Genomic DNA, 19,922 nt, shown 5'->3' on the forward strand with positions numbered 1-19,922 from the left:
TATGCCGGAAAACCTGATCGAAATTCGCGACCTGAGCGTTGCGTTCAGCGGGCAAAAGGTCGTCAGCAACCTGAGCCTGGACGTACGCCGCGGTGAATGCCTGGCGCTGGTGGGTGAATCCGGCTCCGGCAAGTCCGTCACTGCGCACTCGATCCTGCAACTGCTGCCGCACAACGGTACGCTGACCACTGGCAGCATCACCTACCGGGGTCAACAACTGGTGGGTGCCGACCAGCGCACCCTGCGCGAGCTGCGTGGCAACCGCATTGCCATGATTTTCCAGGAACCGATGACCTCGCTGAACCCGCTGCACAGCGTGGCCCGACAGATAGGCGAGACGCTTCTGCTGCATCGCGGCATCAGTGGCCGTGAAGCGCAGAAGCGCATTGTCGAACTGTTGGAAATGGTCGGCATTCAGCAACCGGAAAAACGCCTGAAAGCCTACCCGCACGAACTGTCCGGAGGCCAACGCCAGCGGGTGATGATTGCCATGGCGCTGGCATGCGAGCCGGAACTGCTGGTTGCCGACGAACCGACCACTGCACTGGACGTCACCGTGCAACGCAAGATCCTCTTGCTGCTCAAGGAGCTGCAGCAGCGCCTGGACATGTCGCTGCTGTTGATCAGTCATGATCTCAATCTGGTTCATAGCGTGGCGCAGCGCGTCTGCGTCATGCGTGCCGGCGAGATTGTCGAGCAGTCCGATTGCAAGTCGTTGTTCAAATCGCCGCAGCATCCTTACAGCCGCCTGCTGCTGGATGCCGAACCTGCGGGCGAGCCGCTGCCACGCGACACGCGGGAAACGGTTCTGCAGGTCGATAACCTGAAAGTCTGGTTCTCCCTGACCGGCGGCATTCTGCGGCGGCACAAGGAGTACCTCAAGGCGGTGGATGACATCAGCCTGAGTATCGAGCGCGGCAAGACCCTCGGCATCGTCGGCGAATCGGGTTCCGGCAAGTCGACACTGGGCCAGGCGATCCTGCGCCTGCTGGAATCACGCGGCGGTATCCGCTTCCGCGGGCAGGCGCTGGACGGCTTGAGCCAGAAACAGATGCGCCCGTGGCGCAAAGAGATGCAAGTGGTCTTTCAAGACCCTTATGGCAGCCTCAGCCCGCGCATGTCAGTGGCGCAGATCATCAGTGAGGGCCTGGAGGTACACAGCCAGTACAACCCGACGAAATGCGATGCAGAGGTCATTCGGGCACTGGAAGAAGTCGGCATCGATCCGCAGAGCCGGCATCGCTACCCCCATGAGTTTTCCGGCGGTCAACGTCAGCGTATCGCCATTGCGCGGGCGCTGGTGCTGAAACCAGCGCTGATTCTGCTCGACGAGCCTACCTCGGCGCTGGACCGCACCGTGCAGAAACAAATCGTCGCACTGCTGCGCGAGCTTCAGGAAAAGCACGGCCTGACGTACCTGTTCATCAGTCATGACCTGGCGGTGGTCAAGGCGCTCGCCCATGATGTCATCGTGGTAAAGGACGGCAAGGTTGTCGAGCGCGGTGCCAGCCACGATGTGTTCGAATCACCGCAGCACCCCTATACACAGGAATTGCTGGCTGCTGCGCGCCCTGAATAATCTGGTCCACAACGAAGCTTCTGCCCGGAGGGCGCAGGAGCTTCACCGATTTACGCCTGCGGCCCCGGCGCGTCGTCATCGACCAGCCCCCACTCGGCGGTACTTGCCGTGCTGCTGCCGATCGGGGCCGGGGGCGGCGCCGTCAGGCTGGCGACTCCGCCTTCACTGTGCAGTTTGAGGCGCAGACGAACGTTGTTCTGCGAGTCGGCATTCTTCAGCGCTTCCTCCTCGCTGATCGCCCCCTCGACGGCCAGATTGAACAACGCCGTGTCGAAGGTCTGCATACCGAGGCTGCCGGATTTCTCCATGATGCCCTTGAGTTCGGTCAGTTCATTGCGCTGAATCAGGTCGCGAATGGTCGGCGTGCCCATCATCACCTCCACCGCTGCGCGACGTTTGCCGTCCGGGGTTCTAACCAGCCGCTGGGACACGAACGCCTTGAGGTTATTGCCCAGGTCATGCAGCAACTGCGCACGACGCTCTTCCGGGAAGAAGTTGATGATCCGGTCCAGCGCCTGATTGGCGTTGTTGGCATGCAGGGTCGAGATCGCCAGGTGGCCGGTGTCGGCAAACGCCAGCGCATGCTCCATGGTCTCGCGGTCACGAATTTCGCCGATCAGAATCACATCCGGAGCCTGACGCAACGTGTTCTTCAGCGCCGCGCGGAAACTGCGGGTATCGACCCCCACCTCGCGCTGGTTGACGATGGACTTCTTGTGCCGATGGATGAATTCGACCGGGTCTTCAATGGTGATGATATGGCCGCTGGCGTTGCGGTTGCGGTAATCGATCAGCGCTGCCAACGAGGTCGATTTGCCCGAGCCGGTGGCACCGACGAACAACACCAGGCCGTGCTTTTCCATGATCACATCGAGCAGTACAGGCGGCAGGAACAGGTCCTCGAAACGCGGAATATCCAGCTTGATATTCCGCGCGACGATGGACACCTCGTTACGCTGCATGAAGATATTGATCCGGAACCGGCCGATGCCCGCCAGCGAAACAGCAAGGTTCATCTCCAGTTCGCGCAGGAATTCGAGCTTCTGCTCCTCGTCCATCAGCCCCTGGGCAATCACCGCCACCTCGCCCGGTTTGAGGGTTTCACTGCCCAGCGGCTTGAGCACGCCGTTGAACTTGGCGCACGGAGGCGCTCCGGTGGAAAGATACAGGTCCGATCCGTCCTGACTGGCCAGAATCTTCAACAGCGCCGGAAAATCCATAATCAATACCGTACAAAATGAAGTAAAAAGACGACGACCGTCATGACGGCACGCGTGACGCGCGGGCGTCGCTCAGCAAGAGCAGGCATAATGGCAGCCTTTTGCAGCAGGTGATATTGCGACATGAAAGCCCAAGCCCGCCATATTCTGGTGAAAACCGCCGAAGAGGCCGAACAGCTCAAGCTGCGCATTGCCAAGGGTGAGGCGTTTGACGTGCTGGCTAAAAAGCATTCTAGCTGCCCATCCGGCAAACGTGGCGGTGATCTGGGCGAAGTCAGGCCTGGGCAAATGGTCGGTGCCATCGATCAGGTGATCTTCAAGAAGCCGCTACGCGTGGTGCACGGCCCGATCAAAAGCAAATTCGGTTATCACCTGGTGCAGGTCTTCTATCGCGACTGAGCCACAGGTCAAAAGCTGAAAAACCCCGAACCGGTTGAGGTTCGAGGTTTTTCGGGCCTTGACGAAAGCAGTGATTATTTCGGCGAAATCGCCCCGTCCACCAGCACTTGAGCTTCTGCCACCAGGCGCTTGAGGTGATCTTCGCTGACAAAACTCTCGGCGTAGATCTTGTAGATGTCCTCGGTGCCTGAAGGGCGTGCCGCAAACCAGCCGTTTTCAGTCATGACTTTCACGCCACCGAACGCCTGATCATTACCTGGCGCGTTGCTAAGCACCTTCTGAATCGGCTCCCCCGCCAGCTCGGTGGAAGTCACCTGCTCTGGCGACAGCTTGCTCAGCAGCGCCTTCTGTTGCGGGTTGGCCTTGGCGTCGACGCGGGTCGAGAACGGCTCGCCCAGCTCGTCGGTCATGGTCTTGTACGTTTCGCTTGGGTCACGACCGGTACGGGCAGTGATTTCCGCAGCCAGCAAGGCAGGAATCAGACCGTCCTTGTCGGTGGTCCAGACAGTACCGTCGCGGCGCAGGAACGAGGCGCCGGCGCTTTCTTCACCGCCAAAGCCCAACGAACCCTCGAACAGGCCCTGCGCGAAATACTTGAAGCCGACCGGCACTTCGTACAGGCGTCGACCCAGGCGCGCAGCCACACGATCAATCATGCCGCTGCTGACCACAGTCTTGCCGACTGCCGCATCGGCGCGCCACTCAGGACGGTTCTGGAACAGGTAGTCGATGGATACCGCCAAGTAGCTGTTGGGCGTCATCAGGCCACCGCTCGGGGTCACGATGCCGTGGCGGTCGTGATCCGGGTCACAGGCAAATGCCACTTGATAACGGTCCTTGAGACCGATCAGGCTCTGCATGGCATGGCTGGAAGACGGGTCCATACGAATCTGGCCGTCCCAGTCAACGGTCATGAAACGGAACGTAGGATCGACAAACTTATTGACCACATCCAGGTTCAGGCCGTAATGCTCGCCAATCGCCGACCAGTAGTTCACCCCGGCCCCACCCAGCGGGTCGACACCGAGACGCAGACCCGAATCGCGAATAGCGTCCAGATCAATGACGTTCTTCAGGTCGGCTACGTAAGTGTTGACGTAGTCATGGCGGTGAGTGGTGTCGGCACGCAGTGCTTTTTCATGGCTGATGCGTGAAACGCCAGTGACTTTCTCGGCCAGCAGTTCGTTGGCCTTGTTCTCGATCCACTTGGTGATATCACTGTCAGCCGGGCCGCCATTGGGCGGGTTGTACTTGAAGCCACCGCTTTGCGGCGGGTTGTGCGACGGCGTGATGACGATGCCATCAGCCAGCCCCGAAGTACGGCCACGGTTGTAACAGATAATGGCGTGAGACACCGCAGGGGTTGGCGTGTATTCATCGCCTTGCGAGATCATCACCTCAACGCCGTTGGCGGCCAGCACTTCAAGAGCGGTGGCAGCGGCTGGCGTGGACAACGCATGAGTATCAGCCCCAAGGAACAAAGGGCCGTCGATACCATTTGCCTTTCGGTACAGGCAGATCGCCTGGCTGATAGCCAACACGTGCCATTCGTTGAAGCCCAGATCGAACGACGTGCCACGGTGTCCGGAAGTGCCGAACGCAACGCGTTGAGTAGGTACCGATGCATCAGGTTGACCGGTGTAGTAAGCCGTGACCAGTCTCGGAATATCGACCAGTAACTGCGCAGGTGCCAGCTTGCCGGCGAAAGGACTGAGACTCATACAACCTCCACTAAGAAATGAAATACAGAGAAAAAATAAAGACTTGCTGCAGGTAAAAACATAATCGATGCGGCAGTTTACTGGCAGTTCGACAGCGCTGCTTGAGTATCGATCCCTAAGCCGTTGACGTTTCAGGCCGCCACCACGCCGGAAACAGCTGCCTGACCTTGTGCTCGGCAAAACGATCGTCGATCAGCATCACCACGCCACGATCACTCTGGCTGCGGATCACCCGTCCAGCGGCCTGCACCACCTTTTGCACGCCGGGGTAAAGATAGGTGTAGTCGTAGCCAGCACCGAACAATGCGGCCATGCGCTGCTTGAACTGCTCGTTGACCGGGTTGAGCTGCGGCAGCCCCAGCGTGGCGATGAACGCGCCGATCAACCGTGCGCCCGGCAAGTCGATGCCCTCACCAAAGGCACCGCCCAGTACGGCAAAACCGATGCCCTGACTGCTCAGGGTAAAGCGGTCGAGAAACGCGTGACGCTCACTCTCGCCCATGCCCCGCGCCTGCTGCCAGAGGGTGATGTGCGGATGAGTCTGCGCCATCAGTTCAGCCACTTGTTGCAGGTAATCAAAACTGCTGAAAAACGCCAGGTAGTTACCTGGCCGCGCTTCGAACTGCTCCGCCATCAGCTCGACAATCGGTGCCAGCGAGGCCTGACGATGAGTGAAACGGGTGGAAATGCGGCTGACAATCCGCACGTCGAGTTGGTCGTGATTAAACGGTGATTCCACATTGATCCACGCTGTGTTGACCGGCAGCCCGAGCAGGTCCGCATAGTAATGCCGCGGGTTGAGCGTTGCGGAAAACAGCACGGTGCTGCGCGCAGCGGTCAGGCGCGGACGGATGAAGCGTGCTGGAACCACGTTACGCAGGCTGAGGCGCGACAGGATGCGCTTGCCGCCCGCCTCGCGCCGGGTGATGTCGAATATGAAATGCTCGTCGAACAGCTCGGCGATGCGTGCAAAGCCGATGGCTTCCAGATAGAAACCCTGCAACGTGCCATCCACTGCCTGCGGGTGCTCGTTGAAATGATCACCGATGGTCGAGATGCACTGGTTCAGGCTGCCGATGAATTTTTCCGGTGCCGCCGAATACGCCTGATAGGCAGCGGGCTGCACTTTGTGCAGCGCATTCCATTGCCGGTCGAGACGCTGCAAGGCTTTTTTAACGGGTTCGGGCGACGTCTGGATCAGGGCTTTCAACTGGCTCTGATCAAGACTGGCGCTGTACATCTGCCGGGCCCGCTCGACCATGTTGTGCGCTTCGTCGACCAGCACCGCCACGCGCCACTGATTGAGCTGGCCGAGGCCGAACAGCAGCGCACTGAGGTCGAAGTAATAATTGTAATCAGCGATTACTACATCAGCCCAGTGTGCCAGTTCCTGGCTGAGGTAATACGGACAGACCTGATGCCGCAATGCGGCCTCGCGCACGCTGGCCTGATTCAGCCAGGGCGACTCAAGTGCAGCGGCGCGGGCCGCTGGCAGACGATCGTAAAAGCCATTGGCCAGTGGACAGGAATCTCCGTTACAAGCCTTGTCCAGATGCTCGCAGGCCTTGTCCCGCGCCACCAGTTCCAACACCCGCAGCTTTAGCTCCGGCGCACTGTGATTGATGACCTCAAGCGCATCCAGTGCCAGCCGACGCCCGGGAGTCTTGGCGGTGAGGAAGAAAATCTTGTCAAGCTGCTGACCGGGCGCCGCCTTGAGCAATGGAAACAGCGTGCCCACCGTCTTGCCGATGCCCGTGGGTGCCTGAGCCATCAGACAACAGCCGGTGCTCACCGCCTTGTACACCGACTCGGCCAGCACCCGTTGCCCGGTTCGAAAGGACGCGTGAGGGAACTTCAGGCTGCCCAGCGTCTTGTGCAGCGCCTGCGTATGCGCCATCTGTTGCTGCGCCCAGCCAAGGAATATCGTGCACTGTTGCTCGAAGAACTGTTGCAGCGTCGTTGCACTGAATGGCTCGCGAATCAGGGTTTCCTGCTCGCTGACAATGTTGAAATACACCAGTGCCAGCGTCACTTGTTCAAGTTGCAGACGCTGGCAAAGCAGCCAGCCGTAGACCTTCACCTGTGCCCAGTGCAATCGACGATGGTTGGCGGGCATCGCATCCAGCTCGCCGCGATAGGTCTTCACTTCTTCCAATTGATTGCGACCGGCGTCGTACCCGTCCACCCTGCCCCTTACCGTCAGCTCGCGATAGTCACCACTCAATGAGAGCTCGGCCTGGTAGTCAGCACCGCGACGCGACGCGACCGTGCGGTGTCCGGCAATCCCTTCCTGAGCCGTGGGTGATGGTGTGAAGCGCAGGTCAAGATCGCCGACCTTGGCGGTGAACTCGCACAGTGCGCGCACGGCCACGACATAACGTGCAGGCGAGTCACTGATGAGGGCTGGCTCGGAGTCGGGTTTTACAGGGGCGGTCGGGGTCACTGCGCTGGGAAGCCGTAGGTTGTGAATACTGGACAGGCGTCCAGTTAACAGCCTTGAATCACGTCTGGCAAACATAAATGGATCGACGGCTTGCGATGTCAGTGCCTAGTGCAGACGCGCCTGCGTTAACGCTTCTCCCAACGCGGCCAGGCGCGCGGCCGGATCCTGACTCCAGTCGATGGCGTAGCTGACCCATAAATGCTGCCCATAGCGGTTTTGCAAACTGAACAGTTCGCCGGGAGTAATGACGATGCGCTGGGCCAGCAGCCTGTCGAAGACCTGGCGCATGTCTACGGGATGCATGCTCTCGGCCCAGACGCCGCAGCCGCCCTCGAGTACCTGATAACGCAACGTTCCAACCGTCTGTTCATCCAGTTGCCTCGTCATCGACTGCATGCGTCTGGCCAGGGTTTCTCGCAACGCCATCAGTTGCCTGTCCAGACGACCACTGCTGCACAGCCTGGCAATGGCTCGCTGACGAATCGGCGGCAGTTCGAATGCTCGCAGCCAAAAATACTGCTGCCAGCGCACCTCAAGGGTTTTGCACAGCAGATAGCCGTAAGGGGCTTCAGGCCCAAGACTCTTGTCAAATGCGCCGATAATCACCAGACGCTGCGGGTCAACCCAGTGGCGCAGAGGGATCTGCTCGTAAGCAAATTGCACACCCGCATGGCTGTCATTTTCCAGCACCCAGACTTGATGGCGATTTAACGCTTGCGCAACGGCCTCGCTGTTACCCGGAGGGCGCATGCTGCCTCGCACCGGGTTCAGTAAAGAAGGCAACACGGCAAGCCCGATATCATTGTCGCGCAACAGGTTATCGAGTCGCGCAGGATCAAGGCTGCCGGTCTCGTGCAGTGGCAGCTCGATAACGCGAATGTCGAACGATTGCAGCAAGCGCAGCAACGCCCAGGCGCAGGGCGACTCCACCAACACCACAGTGCCACGCAGCCCCAACGTTTCGATAACGGCCTTGAACGCCCCATGCAGGTCTGGAGCGATATAGACATTGTCAGCGTGCCAGCAGTGTTCTGCATCACGGGTGTAGCGGGCTGCCAACGCGGTGCGCAGCTCTGGCTCGCCGAGCGGCTGAAAACCTGGCTCCCGCAGGCGCGGATAATGCCGAGTCAGTTCTCGCTCCATTGCCGGTAGCGGACTTTCCTGTGCATGCAGAAGGGTCGGTTCATCGCAACCCAGCAGCGACATGCCCGGACGACTGGCGTTATCGCACAGTACGTGTAACAGATCGCCATCGCTGTCAGAACATGCCCGCCCCGCCCTGTTCCCGCTGCACGGTGCCGAGTAATAGCCCGACTTGGGAAGCGAATAGACGCGCCCTTCCTTTTCCAGTAGCGAATAGGCGCTTTGCACCGTGGATATAGATACGCTCAGTCGCTGCGCCAGCTGTCGCAGTGATGGCATCTTCAGCGCCAGCTCGCCTTGTTGCTGGTCAACCAGCCGCACCAGATAGCGGTAAACCGCCTGGTAAGCGAAATCCATGTTGTTTTTCATCCAGGTATCCGCCGCTCAGCCAGACCAGGCTTTAGAAAGTCGCGACATGACTGATGCCGGTTGCCGACAGCAGCCATGATCCGAAACTGGTTCAGCGCCCGGAAAGCATCTCGACCACTGCCTGACCGGTCGCCGGGTCAACGGTCATGATTCGGCGTTTGTCAGGATCGGCAGCGCGAATTCTGGCGATGATCGAATGCGGGTCATCGAAGTTCACCCGTTGTTTGCCGTAAAGGTTTTGCAGCGATTGGAGGCTCAGACCGCTGATATCCACCAGCCACTGCATCACTTGATCCGGGGCCGTCGAGCCCGAGAGCACCTTGTGCAGATCCGGCAGTGCCACCAGCATGCCGGGATGGCAGCGGCGCAGAAATGATTCAAGGCCATCGCCCTGATTGACGAATGGCGAGAACAGCATGCAGACCAGTTGAGTCTCTTTCAGGCCAAACCCCTCCTGAGCGAAGCCTGAGGCCAGCTCGCGACGCGTCTCGATTCGCGCCCGCCCGGCATAAGCGCTGAGCGCCTGATCGATCAATCGTGGCGGCATCTGCTTTCTGCGCATCAGCGATGTTGCCAGCTCAAGGTATTCGGCTATCCCGTCGGCATAATTTCGCTCTTGCAGGTACTGCGCAGTCAGGCCCCGCATATGAGCCATCAGCAAAGGGTTGGCGCAATCGGACTCACTGAAGCTGAACGACAGATCATCGAAGCGGAAATCAAGGAATTCAGTCAGCAGGTTCCAGTGCTCGTCTGCCTTGCAACTGACCAGATCGGCGATGGTGATAAAGGCTGGCGCGTTGGCTTTTTCAGGGACCGCTATGGATCGGTTTGCCCGCGGGCTGTCTTCGCCGTCCCCGTACAGTTCGTGGTAATACGCTTGGCCGATCGTGTCGATGACCTTGAGTACGCCAGTCAGCGTCTGGTTGCCCCAACTGCCCGTGTATTGCCCGGTGCGCTGGGCCAGACGCATGATCCACGTCGCGTACTGCCGCTGCTCCATGCGTGAATCGCCGCTGACCACAGCATCGACACCGTTACCCCAGCTCAACGCGCGCCCCAGAAATTCCGCCAGCCCCAGATAGCAGGTATTGCAAAACGTGGTGCGCGCGTCACCTGCGGACAGATGTCCACCGAGCAGCATGTCCAGGCGATTCTGCTCGCGCCCTGCGCTGGAAAAAGGCAGATCCGGCTCGAAGGCCTGGGTGTACTGGTTGTCGATCACCAGCGTTTCGACGCGCGGGTCGTCATACAGAAACAATGCTGAATAGGTGCGGTTGATGTTATCCATCACCGCGGGTGTCATTCCCGCGTGGCGTCGATTGGCGACCCGCAAATTGAACGTACCGGGCGATCGACAGGCAATGCTCAACTGGGCGGCGCGCAAAAAGGCCAGCGTGTAGGCACTGTCCTTGCCACCGCCGAACGCCACCAGCACCTTGAAACCGGAAATTCGCTCGATCCCGCCAGCCGCGACAATCAATCGCTGAATCAACAACTGCAACGCCGTGCGTTCCGCACGGGTGAAATACCCCAGCAAACGTTGCAATACTTGCTGATAGACGTAATTCATTGCCTGTTCGTGGATAGAGCTCATTGTGTGTCACCTGCCTGTCGCTCAAAACGCGACACGGTGCAGGCAGAACATTGAACATCAAGCTGACAACCAAGTTTATAGTCGAGCATGACTCATTCCCTGAGTGGTAATTACCGACGCATTATCAATATCGCGAACACAATTACAAGACACAGTTTGTGCTTAAAAACAGTACAGCCTTCCGAACGTTCTCCCCGCCACTAAACTTACTGTTTAATACCTCGATTACTTGCATACTGCGCGACTGACTCACCACGGCGCAATGCCGCCAGCCATAAGGCTGGCCGCTCAAGGCGCTCCAGTGACCGGCAGGCTTTGCGCTCAATCATGTTTTCATCAAAGCTCGTAGGAAATAACATTTATGGATCACGCTAACTGACAGAGCCAATAAACCTGAATAAACAAATTGAGCCTGACGTAAACTTATCTGTTGTGGTTATCTTTTTTTAATTCTCACTCACCGTTAGCGCACCCACACAGGCTCGACGATGCGTTATTCAAATGACGTTTAATTAATGGCAGGGATTTCACAATAGAATGCAAAAAGCCTTCCATTCGGAAGGCTTTTTCGATAACACGCTTAAACTTGAAAGCTGCCGAGTCAGACCGACTCGACTTCCAGCACCGCACGCCCGCCAATCGGGCAGACATCCATGTAACGGTGCGCCTGCACCACCTGCTCGAACGGGAAGCTGCGTGTCTGCAACGGCGCAAGTACCTTGTCGGCGGTCATTTGATTGATCTGCTGCAAGGCGCGTTGCAGTGCAGCCTCATCCTGAGTAATACCCAGTTCAGGCTTGCCGGTGAAATTGCCCAGGCAGTGCACGTAGAACTGAATGTTCTTCTGGAACGCAGCGCAGGCCGGGAACGGCGTCTGATTACCGCCTTGCAGGCCATACAACACAAGGCTGCCGCGTGGCGCGAGCACATCACCCATGATCGACATCTGCGGGCCACCGAGGCCATCGAAAACAGCATCGACACCACGGTTTTCGGTGTACTTGTTGATTGCCATCAACAAGTCCTGCTCTTCGGTGACCACCACCTTGTCGGCACCCAGAGACTGTAAATACTCACGGGCATCTTCAGTCTTGGTCGCGGCGATCACCCGGGCACCCAACGCCTTGCCCAACTGCACGAAAGCAGGACCGGAACAGTGGCTGGCGTCGGTGACCAGCACGGTTTGCCCGGACTTGATACGCGCCAGGTCAACATAGGCAAAGTACGCCACCAGATAAGGTGTGTAATGCACGCTGGCCTCGACCGGCGAAAGCACATCCGGGTAGCGAGTCAATGCCCGACGCGGCAATACGATGGTTTCGCCATAGACCGGGTGCTGGTTGGCATCGGCTGCCGGAAAGCTGGCGACCTTGTCGCCGACTTGCAAATCGTCGACCCCGTCGCCCAGCGCAGTCACCACGCCAGCCATCTCATAACCCAGGCCAGCAGGCAGCCGGGCCTGGGTAGACGCGAGATTTTGTCGCCAGAGAACGTCGTACCAGCTGACACCGATGGCCTGGACGCGCACCTGCACCTCGCCGGTAACAGGCGACGCGACAGGATGCTCTTCGAGCTTGAGCACCTCGGCCGGGCCAAACTGGTGAAAACGGATCGTGCGGGACATTTAGAACCTCGCCTGGTAAACCTTGATGCCACAAACTTTATCCGGGCATTGCCGGGAACACTATCGGTGGCTATTGATAGTCGACATGCCTGTCATCGATTGTGTCCTGTGAGCTGCATGTCGCAGCCAGAAAGCGTCTGGAAGCCACGATGCGTAATGGCCGCCATTGTTCGCATGTCGACGAGACATTGCAAGCCATGTGGACATTCCGTGGCCTTGCCATTAATTTTCCCTGCGCCAAACCCGCATTTGCTCGTACTATCGCACCCTGCTCACGTCCCAACCGACAAATGGCCCGAGATATTCCGCATGAATCGTAACGACCTGCGTCGCGTCGACCTCAATCTGCTCATCGTTTTCGAAACCCTGATGCATGAGCGCAGCGTTACACGTGCGGCGGAAAAGCTGTTTCTGGGCCAGCCAGCCATCAGCGCAGCACTTTCTCGCCTGCGTGGCCTGTTCGACGACCCACTGTTCGTGCGTACCGGACGGAGCATGGAGCCCACCGCCCGCGCCACAGAAATATTCGGCCTGCTTTCCCCGGCACTCGACTCCATCTCGACAGCGGTCAGCCGTGCTTCAGAGTTCGACCCGGCCACCAGCACTTCAGTGTTCCGCATCGGTTTGTCGGACGACGTCGAGTTTGCCTTGCTGCCCACCCTGCTCAAACGCCTGCGCTCCGAAGCTCCGGGGATTGTGCTGGTGGTCAGACGCGTCAATTACATCCTCATGCCGCCATTGCTGGCCTCGGGTGAAATCTCGGTCGGCGTCAGCTACACTCAGGACCTGCCTGCCAACGCCAAGCGCAAGGTTCTGCGCAGGAGCAAGCCGCAATTACTGCGGGCCGACTCGATACCCGGCCCCTTGAGCCTCGACGATTTCTGCGCCCGCCCCCACGCACTGGTCTCCTTCGCCGGCGACCTGAGCGGGTTCATTGACGAGCACCTGGAAAAAATCGACCGCAAACGCCACGTCGTCCTCGCCGTGCCCCAGTTCAATGGCCTGGCGACACTGCTGACCGGCACCGACATCATCGCCACCGTGCCTGACTATGCTGCGCAGGTGCTAACAGCCGCTGGGGGCGTTCGGTCTGAAGACCTGCCGATCGAGACGCGTACGTTTGAGCTGCACATGGCCTGGAGGGGGGCGCAGGATAATGATCCGGGGGAGCGTTGGTTGAGGTCGCGGATTCAGATGTTTTTTGGCGATCCGGATAGTCTTTAGGCGTCGGCAGGCAGGCCGTTCAGCTGATCATGTCTGCCTTTCCACAAACCATGAAGCTAAATTCACTTCCAGTGGATTTCTACACTGGGGGGCACATCTGAGGACATGCTTTACCTCACTGCACACACGGGCGGCTGTAACTTGATCAAGCAATCAAGCCCTGCGGTGGAAGACCCACTCCTCAAGGCGTTCATGCTGGAACTGGATACAGCCCCCAAAACCGTTCTCACACAACAAACCGATTAACCAACTGATTCAGATTAACCGCCAGCTTTGACATTTCGCCGCACGCACTCGCGGTTTGCGCGGCTCCAGCAGCACTCTGTGTCGTAAGCTCACGAATGCTGACCAGATTTCGGTCCACCTCTCGAGCGACATGAGACTGTTCTTCAGAAGCGGTCGCGATCATGAGGTTGCGTTCATTGATTTGAATAATGGCCGTTGATATTTGATCCAGCGAGGTACTGGCCTCTTGGGCAACGCCAAGTGATTCGGTCGCAAGGTCTCTGCTCGTATTCATTGCCTTCACGGCCAGGTCAGAATCGCTCTGAATGGCAGCAATCATCTGCTCGATTTCTTGAGTAGACACCTGGGTGCGATGGGCTAAAGCCCTTACTTCGTCAGCCACCACCGCAAATCCACGGCCTTGCTCGCCCGCCCGTGCGGCTTCGATGGCGGCGTTCAACGCCAACAGGTTGGTTTGCTCTGCAATGGCCCTGATTACCTCGACAACCTTGGTGATGCTCTGAGCACGGTCTGACAACCCTTGAATCTGCTCGCTCGTGTTTTCAACGTTACCGTTCAGCTTTTGAATTGACTTTAACGTCTGAGCCACCCGCGCCAAACCTACCTCGGTATAGCCTTGGGTACGTTTGGACTCTTCGGAGGCTGACTCGGCATTACGAGCGACCTCATCAACGGCAGCGCTCATTTCTGTGACCGCTGTCGCTGCCTGATTGACTTCATCGTTCTGGGAAACAAGGCCGCGACTCGACTCCTCGGTAACCGCCGTCATCTCTTCAGACGCAGAAGCCAACTGAGTAGAGGAATCGGATATCTGCATGATGGTGGCGCGCAGGTTTGCCTGCATCTGCGCGAGCGCTTTCAACAGTCTCCCCGCTTCATCGGTCCCGCTTACCAAGACCTCTTTGGAGAGGTCACTGGCTGCGATGCGCTCAGCGACAGACAGCGCGTCGTTAATCGGGGAGGTAATACTTTTCGTCAGCAGTAATGCTAAACCGACCGTCAAGATAACGACACCCGCTATCAGGCCGACAACAAGCCACAGGCCGTTTTCATAGAGATCCGTCGCAGTTTGCCCGGCCCGTGCAGCGCCTTCGTTGTTAAAGTTGGTGAGGTCTTTGATCTGCACCTCCATCGTGTTCGTCAGAGGGCGGATGCTGGTACTCACCAGGCTGACCGCAGCCGCGATATCACCCTGTCTCATCAAAGGCTCAAGAATATCCAGTTGTTTGGCATAGGCATCAGCACTATTTTTTACCGGAATATAAAACGATCGCTCCTTTTCATCGGCGATGAGGGGCTCATAGTTCGCCACCGCTTCGGTGAATGCCTTACGGTAGCCAGCGAAGCTTTCAATAGTCTTTTGAATGGATTGAGGATCAGCAAGGCCTCGCTGCGTTTCGAGCCTCAGGCGAAGGATCGTGGTGTTCATCAACGCCGTTTGGCGGATGCTGGCCATCCAATTGAGTTCGACGTCTTTCTCGGCGTCTCTGAGCTTGCCCATTTGCAGGACTGCAAATACCCCCAGCACGAATACCAATACGATGATTGACGTGAAAAACAAGGCAGCTCGGGGAGCTAAATTGAGGTTTCGGAGGCGCATTCGAGATTCCTGCCTTTAAATTATTATTGACATATTAAAGAGGCTATCGACCCAAATCCGGAAACTTTAAGCTCGTCGTCGAAAGACCTTTTGGATGGTAAAAAGCGGTCATGACTTTACAAGACCTCAACTCAGCAGCGGCCTGAATCCAGAACGGGCTGGCCTATGAACTGCTTTCGTGTGGAATGGGCCATCGACCGCCCCTCGACGCAGTTGCGACCTCTGGTTTTGGCGCAGTAAAGAAGTCGATCTGCTTCCCTCAGGGCCGCTGTGTAACCCTCCGTCTCGAGTGCGTTGATCGCCACCACGCCCGAGCTGATTGTTACGTTGCCCAGCGGGCTGGCGGAGTGCTCTATTAATGCGTTTTCAATGGATAACCTGACCTCTTCGGCAACGCTTAAAGCACCTGTTAAATCTGTGCCAGGCAACAGAATCACAAACTCTTCTCCGCCATATCGTGCGGCCAGGTCGCCAGGCCGCTTGATACCGCTTCCGATAAGCCCCGCTACCTGGCTTAGGCAGTCGTCGCCCCGCAGATGGCCGTAGCAGTCGTTGTATTGTTTGAACCAGTCAATATCCAACAAAATAAGGGCGATGGATGAGTTATCTCTGGAAGCTCGTTCCCACTCCAGTTGAAAGGTAGCGTCGAAACAACGCCGATTGGCCAGATGCGTCAAACTGTCGGTCCTGGCGATGATCTCGAGGTCGGCTCTGGCGACACTCAACTCATTTTCCGCAGTGATCAGGTGTCGGATTTGCCTGTATAACAAGATGCCGAGTAAAACCAGGGTCAAACTGATCATGCCGACCAGCGCCATGGATCGATATGCATAAGCCCACCAAGGGGCGAATACATACTCGCAGGACACACCAGCGGCGGCGACGATGGGCAATCCGGACACCCGCCGATAGGCATAAATTCTTTCCACGCCATCCACTACAGACTTGAACACAGCGGTGCCGCTGTCGCTGTATGGCAGATAGCGAGTGAAAAGATCACCTTTGGCGATATTGGTGGTCATCAATGCTGCCAGCGTCGGTCGTCGAGCCAGCAGGTCGCCATTGTTCAGCGCGAGGAAAATAACGCCCTTGTCGTCCACATCCATGCGTTTGAAGAATGATTGAAAATAGGCCACAGGCACAGGCACAGTCGCCAGAGCCACACCTGCAAATGTGCCATCCGCAGTATTGATACGTCGGCTGATCGGGATGACCCTGTCTCCCGTGCTGCGGCTCTCAATGATGGAGCCGATGTGGATGGACTCGTCGGCGTTGTCGCGGTGATAGACGAAGTACGCGCGGTCGCTGTTGTTTTTTAACTGTATACCTCGAGAAAAAGAGTTGGCGACCCAGTTGCCTTGGGCATCGTAGATAAAAAGCCCTTGAATGCCGTTGACGTTCAACACGTCCTGAGCCATTCGCTTCGCCAATCGAGCTTGCTGAGGCCCTTCTACACCATCGTGTTCCACGCGTTCCACGAGATCACGCAGCGTATTATCAGCCTGTCGTACCGTATCCTGAGCTTGCTGCTCGGCAGCAAGAACAATGTTTGAAACCGTAATTGTGGCGGTAGCGACACGCTCACGCCTGGACTGGTTCATCTGCCAGGCTGTAGCCAAAACCAGCGATACACACACCAGGGCAATAAAGCCAATCAGTGCTTTGGTGAGCATGGAAGGCGCGAGCCTGACCGAGGGACGATAAACATGCTTCATGGGTGCGTCATCAAATTGACTTTTGAACGCTCCATGCATCTTTCGTACCCTGATAGCGGGTCTGGCCAGTGCCTTCACTTCTTGCTTGTCTTCGGTCAAAGCCGAGGTGCTGACTGGACCTCCTGGCTAATGGTCCGTGACATCCTCGCGTTGCTCCACTAAATTACGCCCCCCGAAACGCCCTGAGCCTTTCGCGCCTCAAACCTGAAATGCCTCAAACCTGAAATAGTGAAATTCAATGCCTGATTCCCAGACCAACGAAGCCCTGACCTCCTCCAAGCTGGAATACGAAAGCGCAATTGGTCTTTCCCAGCACGTGCCGCAGGCCAAGACCATCAGCGAGATGGTGCTTGATGCGTTCCAGACCGCCAAGGAAAGCGAAGAAATCCGTGAGCTGCGTGCCGCCATTCGTCTGGCGCAGGATGAGCACGATGACGACAAAGCCTACGAACTGATGGGCCAACTGAAACGCCTCAAGGATGCCGAAGCGGCAGACAGCGCAGCACTGGCCGATCTTGGCACGCAGTTCCCGATCAGCCGTATTCTGTCCAGCTACAAGAATGACCCGGCATTTCAGGAACTGGTCTACGGCCTGGCGCTCAAGGTGCTGAACCAGACGCATCAGGCGATCAGCAACCCCAATACCGCCAAGAGCAAAACGACGCGTGCCCGCAAGGAAGCCGAGGTCTACACCATCAGCAAGGATGGCCAGAGTGTCAGCCTGCCGTTACGCACCCCGCGTTCCAACCTTAATGTCGACCGCGAAGCCCTCGAGTTCCTTGGTTTCACCTTTGTCGGCGAAGGCGACACCGCCGAACTGCAGGAAACAACCTTCGTCGACAATGAAGGCAGCGAACTGCCGGTGACCCGTAAAAACATCGTCACCGCCCTGCAACAGGGCAAGGCATTCAACGCTTACAGCATTGCGTAATGACGATCGGCCGGCGATGCGATAACGCCATGGCGCTCGCCTCGCCGACGACCATGTGTTGAGCGAAGAGCAAGTCCAGTGGTTGTCTCCAGCCACTGGCACCGATTTACTCCATCAGCCGATCGCCTCTCGCAAAACCATGAGCCCGCGCACGCAGCGCAATAACCAGGCTCAGCACTAATAATGCAAACAAGACCCACGTAAACGAGCTCACGCCCCACTGCCCAAGCAACACGCCGCCCAGTAGCCCACCGCCTGCAATAGCGCTGTTCCAGACAACGACATTCATCGAAAGCGCCACATCAGCGCCCTCACCTGCCGAGTCGGCGAGCGCGGTTTGCAGAAGCGTGGCGGCACCCCCAAAGGTCAGGCCCCAGATAAATACGCCTCCATAGATGGCCAGGGCCGAGCCAGAAAACAGGCCCAGGAACACCGAAACCGCCGCAAAGCTCGCGAGGCTGGCCAGCACGGTCTTGCGTAAATGACGATCAACCAGCCGTCCCGTTACCCAGATGCCTGCCAGCGCGGCGACACCAAATGTCAGCAATACCAAATCAACGTCACTCGCCAACCCGGCCTCGGAAACAAACGGCGCGACGTAGGTATAAAGAATGTTGTGAGCCAGCATCCAGGTGAAGACCACTCCCAGTACCGAGCGTACGCCAGGGGTGAAAAAGACCTGACGCAATGCCATGCGCTGTGAAGCGGACTGACCAGGGTAATCCGGCACTTTGATCAGCACCCAGATGATCAACAGCAGGGTCATTCCGGACATCAACCCGAATGCCATGCGCCAGCCCATCAACCCGCCCAGCCAGGTTCCGAGAGGCACGCCCAATGACAACGCGATGGGCGTTCCTACCATCGCGACCGCCAGCGCGCGGCCCTGCAATTGCGGGACGACCATACGTCGTGCGTAACCCGCGATAAGGCTCCAGGCCAGCCCCGCAGAGACACCAGCGAAAAACCTCGCGATCAGGGTCAGCCAGTAGCTGGAAGACAGCGCAGTGACGGAATTGAATATCAGGAAGCCGACAATCGTCAGCAACAAGACTGTTCGGCGGCGCCAGCTCTGCGTAGCGATGGTCAGCGGAATGGCTGCCAGCAGTGAGCCCAACGCATAAACAGTCACCATTTGCCCTGCAAACGATGCCGAGACTCCCAGGCCACTGCCGATTTCGGGCAGCAAACCCGCAGGCAACGTCTCGGTCACGATGCAAATGAACCCTGTCATCGCCAAAGCCAGCAATGCCCCGAGCGGAAGTTTTTCGCTCTGTTTCTCGTCTGCCGTCATTCGAATCTCTCCACTAATATACTGATCGATACAAATATAGGCAGGACATCCAAGGTAGTCAATGACTTATGTATCGACTAGTATTTAAATGATTCTGAAGGAGACCTGGCATGGCAAAGATGGGACGTCCGCGCACGTTTGACCGTGACGTGGCAATCAATCAGGCGCTGCATTTGTTCTGGGAGCATGGATACGATGCGACATCCTTGAGCCAATTGAAGGCGAACATAGGCGGAGGCATTACCGCGCCAAGCTTTTACGCCGCTTTTGGCTCGAAACAGGCGCTGTTCAATGAGGTGATGGAGCGCTACCTCGCCACCCACGGTCGGGTTACCGACAGCCTGTTTGACAACACTCTGCCGCCCAGGGAGGCGATTGAACTTACCCTTCGCCGGTCCGCAAAAATGCAGTGCGAGCCCGATCATCCCAAGGGATGCCTGGTGGCGTTAGGCCTGATGAGCGCTTGCACGGAAGAGAGCAAGGCTATTTCCGAACCGCTCGCAAAAGCCCGGAACCTGAATCGTGCGGGTATCGTTGCCTGCATCCACCGCGCCGTTGCCGCAGGGGAGCTGCCCGCGACGGTGATACCGGAGACCCTCGCTGCTGCGTTCGACAGTTTTCTTCTGGGCTTGTCTACACTGGCTCGCGACGGTGTTCCATATGCCACACTGGATGCTGCAGTCACTCAAATGATGGGACTGTGGGATAGCATGCGTAGTGTTGCCGACGACCAATGACCCGTGAGCTCAGAAACCTCTGCATTCCCTGGTAATGCCTCGACGCATTGTGCATAGGCGTCCAATGCCAGAATCTTCACTAA

At 57.7% G+C, this 19,922-nt stretch carries 14 protein-coding genes; 5 read left to right on the forward strand and 9 right to left on the reverse strand.

The window, feature by feature from the left end:
- Position 1 precedes the first annotated feature (1 nt).
- Positions 2-1,579: an ABC transporter ATP-binding protein gene (locus AC4ANE_RS15460; protein WP_031594725.1), complete on the forward strand. Its 1,578-nt coding sequence runs from the start codon at positions 2-4 to the stop codon at positions 1,577-1,579.
- Between the two features lie 50 nt (positions 1,580-1,629).
- Here the strand turns inward: AC4ANE_RS15460 and AC4ANE_RS15465 are convergent, their stop codons facing one another.
- Entirely contained in the window at positions 1,630-2,799 is a 1,170-nt protein-coding gene (locus tag AC4ANE_RS15465) for a PilT/PilU family type 4a pilus ATPase (RefSeq protein WP_002553335.1), read from the reverse strand.
- 123 nt (positions 2,800-2,922) lie between these two features.
- Between AC4ANE_RS15465 and AC4ANE_RS15470 the strand changes: the two genes are divergently transcribed.
- Positions 2,923-3,198 carry a peptidylprolyl isomerase gene (locus tag AC4ANE_RS15470; protein WP_002553334.1) on the forward strand — a complete coding sequence of 92 codons (276 nt, stop codon included), beginning with the start codon at positions 2,923-2,925 and terminating at the stop codon, positions 3,196-3,198.
- Between the two features lie 74 nt (positions 3,199-3,272).
- On the opposite strand, the gene pgm is transcribed toward AC4ANE_RS15470, so the two are convergent.
- The 5 genes from pgm to AC4ANE_RS15495 form a co-directional block, all read right to left on the reverse strand.
- Entirely contained in the window at positions 3,273-4,919 is a 1,647-nt protein-coding gene (gene pgm / locus AC4ANE_RS15475; protein ID WP_031594726.1) for a phosphoglucomutase (alpha-D-glucose-1,6-bisphosphate-dependent), read from the reverse strand.
- A gap of 115 nt (positions 4,920-5,034) precedes the next feature.
- On the reverse strand, positions 5,035-7,362 hold the full coding sequence (locus AC4ANE_RS15480; protein WP_002553332.1) for an ATP-dependent DNA helicase: 2,328 nt from the start codon (positions 7,360-7,362) through the stop codon (positions 5,035-5,037).
- Positions 7,363-7,467: 105 nt separating this feature from the next.
- Positions 7,468-8,874: an aminotransferase-like domain-containing protein gene (locus tag AC4ANE_RS15485; protein ID WP_002553331.1), complete on the reverse strand. Its 1,407-nt coding sequence runs from the start codon at positions 8,872-8,874 to the stop codon at positions 7,468-7,470.
- 91 nt (positions 8,875-8,965) lie between these two features.
- A complete protein-coding gene (locus tag AC4ANE_RS15490) occupies positions 8,966-10,468 on the reverse strand; it encodes a hypothetical protein (RefSeq protein WP_002553330.1) in 1,503 nt (500 codons plus the stop codon).
- A gap of 601 nt (positions 10,469-11,069) precedes the next feature.
- Positions 11,070-12,092 (reverse strand): zinc-dependent alcohol dehydrogenase family protein, encoded by a 1,023-nt coding sequence (locus AC4ANE_RS15495; RefSeq protein WP_002553329.1) that lies wholly within the window; start codon positions 12,090-12,092, stop codon positions 11,070-11,072.
- Between the two features lie 309 nt (positions 12,093-12,401).
- Here AC4ANE_RS15495 and AC4ANE_RS15500 point away from each other — a divergent pair, with 309 nt between their 5' ends.
- The gene (locus AC4ANE_RS15500) at positions 12,402-13,316 is read left to right on the forward strand and encodes a LysR family transcriptional regulator (RefSeq protein ID WP_002553328.1); all 915 of its coding nucleotides are present in this window, start codon (positions 12,402-12,404) and stop codon (positions 13,314-13,316) included.
- 226 nt (positions 13,317-13,542) lie between these two features.
- On the opposite strand, the gene AC4ANE_RS15505 is transcribed toward AC4ANE_RS15500, so the two are convergent.
- Positions 13,543-15,162, reverse strand: a complete 1,620-nt coding sequence (locus tag AC4ANE_RS15505; protein WP_002553327.1) for a methyl-accepting chemotaxis protein — start codon at positions 15,160-15,162, stop codon at positions 13,543-13,545.
- Positions 15,163-15,293: 131 nt separating this feature from the next.
- Complete coding sequence (locus AC4ANE_RS15510; protein ID WP_460408998.1) at positions 15,294-16,877, reverse strand: GGDEF domain-containing protein; 1,584 nt, start codon at positions 16,875-16,877, stop codon at positions 15,294-15,296.
- Positions 16,878-17,115: 238 nt separating this feature from the next.
- On the opposite strand from AC4ANE_RS15510, the gene AC4ANE_RS15515 reads away from it, so the two are divergent.
- A complete protein-coding gene (locus AC4ANE_RS15515; RefSeq protein ID WP_002553325.1) occupies positions 17,116-17,808 on the forward strand; it encodes a hypothetical protein in 693 nt (230 codons plus the stop codon).
- 106 nt (positions 17,809-17,914) lie between these two features.
- On the opposite strand, the gene AC4ANE_RS15520 is transcribed toward AC4ANE_RS15515, so the two are convergent.
- The gene (locus AC4ANE_RS15520; protein ID WP_002553324.1) at positions 17,915-19,102 is read right to left on the reverse strand and encodes an MFS transporter; all 1,188 of its coding nucleotides are present in this window, start codon (positions 19,100-19,102) and stop codon (positions 17,915-17,917) included.
- A gap of 110 nt (positions 19,103-19,212) precedes the next feature.
- Between AC4ANE_RS15520 and AC4ANE_RS15525 the strand changes: the two genes are divergently transcribed.
- On the forward strand, positions 19,213-19,839 hold the full coding sequence (locus tag AC4ANE_RS15525; protein ID WP_002553323.1) for a TetR/AcrR family transcriptional regulator: 627 nt from the start codon (positions 19,213-19,215) through the stop codon (positions 19,837-19,839).
- Positions 19,840-19,922 lie beyond the last annotated feature (83 nt).

This window comes from Pseudomonas sp. Pme6b (genome assembly GCF_058129925.1).